This is a genomic window from Candidatus Eisenbacteria bacterium (assembly GCA_030017955.1).
Classification (GTDB): domain Bacteria; phylum Eisenbacteria; class RBG-16-71-46; order JASEGR01; family JASEGR01; genus JASEGR01.
Window position 1 is genome coordinate 1 of sequence record JASEGR010000189.1, and the last position, 2,050, is coordinate 2,050.

Sequence of the window (2,050 nt, forward strand, 5' to 3'; positions counted from 1 at the left end):
CCGGAAAACGGCTTCGAAAAAAATCCAGTTTCCCGTTTTCCTTCGCTGGTATTATCCAGTTCAGGTTCGGAGGGTTTGCTCTCAGCCGTCCCGTTCCGACGAGTCGGAACGGGATGCACCCCTAACGGAACTACCACACAGTACCGTGGAAAAGAACTCTCTTAATATACAACGGCCAACAACGTTTGTCAAGTGTGCTGGGATCCCTTAATCCCGACATAGGACGGAGATTTTTTGGGCTTCTTGCGAAACAAATCAGGACGATGCGCGTCTAACACAGTAAGCATGCGCCTTTGAGCTAGAGGTTCAGGAAGGTTGAGGCGCTGAAGCTCACAACCATTTTTCACCCAATGGGTGAACCCACCAATCAAAGGATTTTCTGATGCGCGTGAAACTCGAACGCACCGATGAACGTCTCACACGCCGGACAGGGTTGATCTTGGTGAATCGGTTTGGGGACAGGATCAACCTTGCCTCCAAGATCAACCGCGCCTTCCGAGAGCCGGGTTCCAACCGTGGCTTTGATGCGAGTGATTATGTTTTGACTCTGACTGAGATGATGATCGATGGCGCCACCTACTTGGAAGACGTTCGGCTCTTTGAGAACGACGAAGCGTATAAAGAGATCGCGGAAGTCCGACACTATCCCACCAGCGATGCCATCGGCGATTGGCTCAGACGTCACGGCGGCAGCGACGGAGAACAACGCCTCTGGACAGTCATCTCATCTCTGATTCAAACGATGAGTGGTGGTTCAGGCCTTACGCTCGACATCGACGGCACGCTGATCGAGGCTGACAAAGGGGATGCGCAGATGACCTACAAAGATTTCCGCGGCTATCATCCCCTCGTGGGCGGCAGTGTCGAGTTGGGACTGTTTGCCGGCTCTCGCTTCCAACACGGCAATGCTGTACCCCAACAAGAACTCGTCTCCTTTATCCACGAGTGCGTCACCAATTTGCCCGGCACCTTCTCCACCATCCGCTCAGACTCGGCAGCCTACAATCACTTTGTGATCAATGATTGCTTCGCCAACGGTCGCCGCTTTACGATCACTGCCGACCACGATGTGGCCGTGATGGCAGCGGTCGCTCGGATCCTCAAAACAGCCTGGAAACAGGGGAAAAATGATGATGGCACCCCAGCCCCTTATGAGGTCGCCGACACTGTTCATACGATGGACCAGTGCACGGATGCCTTCCGCTTAGTGGTCAAGCGTACCCGACGACGCCAGCAAACTGATCTCTTTGACGGCGACTATCAATACTGGATCATCGCCACCAATATCCCCGAAGAGGAGAAAGATGCTCAGGCCATCATTCACTTCCACAATGGGCGCGGAGAGTTTGAGAAGATGATTGGCGAACTCAAACATCACTATGGGCTGGATCATCTCCCGTGCGGACAGTTCTCCGCCAACAGTCTCTACTTCACCATCGGCGTGCTCGCCTTCACCCTCGTGCAGTTGCTCAAGCGGCACTACTTCGGTCAGGAGTGGAAGAAGAAATCCATTCGCAGTCTGCGATACTACTGGTTGCATCTTCCTTCTCGCATCGTCTCCCACGCACGCTACACCATCGCCAAGGTCGCTATCATCCCCGCCCTCTTCGAACAACTGTTGCGCATCTATCTCGCTCTCTCTCTGGCTCCTCCACCAGCTTAGTTCCCCATCCTTCTCCTCATCCCTCTTCTCTCCCTCGTAGGGCATTCCCCGAACGGGAGGAGTCTGTCTCAACGCCTCATTCTCCTTACTCTCCTAACCACTTCCTCCACTCAAACACCTCAATCTCTCACACTTCAAACTCTCTCCTCCACGCTTCATCGCCCCCAGGCCCTCCCAAGCCGCCAAAATCACTTTTCCCGGTTTCTATATCGGATTTAAGGTGACTTGCAGGCCGCGTGTTCTGTGGATGGAGCGCCTCCGTTTTCTTGATTTTCCTTCCAATAATGGCTACTTTCACGTGGTGCTTCTATGGCAAAGAAACAGTTCGTGATCGGCATTGACGGTGGCGGAACGAAGACCGCAGCAGTGCTTGCCGATTTGAATGGG

1 protein-coding gene and 1 riboswitch are annotated in these 2,050 nt (G+C 53.6%); the gene reads left to right on the forward strand.

Annotation, left to right across the window (positions count from 1 at the left end; all coding sequences use genetic code 11):
* Positions 1-20 precede the first annotated feature (20 nt).
* Positions 21-133: riboswitch (TPP riboswitch) on the reverse strand.
* Positions 134-382: 249 nt separating this feature from the next.
* A complete protein-coding gene (locus tag QME66_13550) occupies positions 383-1,663 on the forward strand; it encodes an IS1380 family transposase (protein MDI6809971.1) in 1,281 nt (426 codons plus the stop codon).
* Positions 1,664-2,050: the final 387 nt, after the last annotated feature.